Source organism: Mesorhizobium sp. M00.F.Ca.ET.216.01.1.1 (assembly GCF_004010325.2).
GTDB lineage: Bacteria > Pseudomonadota > Alphaproteobacteria > Rhizobiales > Rhizobiaceae > Mesorhizobium.
Genome location: NZ_SADR02000238.1, coordinates 1 through 369, shown reverse-complemented (window position 1 = coordinate 369; position 369 = coordinate 1). Strand labels below are relative to the sequence as shown.

1 protein-coding gene is annotated in these 369 nt (G+C 63.7%); it reads right to left on the bottom strand.

Annotation, left to right across the window (positions count from 1 at the left end; translation table 11 throughout):
- Positions 1–325, bottom strand: a 325-nt coding sequence (locus EN859_RS35910; protein ID WP_348632971.1) for an alpha/beta hydrolase fold domain-containing protein, incomplete at its 3' end; no start/stop codon positions are given.
- Positions 326–369 lie beyond the last annotated feature (44 nt).

Here is a 369-nt window from a genome sequence, read left to right as displayed (position 1 = left end):
GGCTGACACGACGGCAATCGGGCAGGTGATCCGGTCGAGATGGCGCATCGGGCTGAATTCCGCCTCTTCCCCCCTCCGTCAGATGCAGGTAGCTGCTGCGCGAGGAAAGCATCACCGGATAGAGATCATACATGCCGCTCATCAGCAAGCCGCCCTTGAGGGCATCCGCCGGTAGGCTGCGCTCCGTCCAGTCGGTGATGAGGACGCAGGCCGCCAGATGCGCGCCGGAAGAATGACCCGCCACATACACCCGGTTCGGGTCGCCGCCGAAACTGGCGGCATTCTTCATCGTCCACTCCACCGCCCGCCTGCAATTCTCGACCATCTGTCGCAGCGTCAGCGTTTTCACACTGCCGAAGTCAGGCGCGG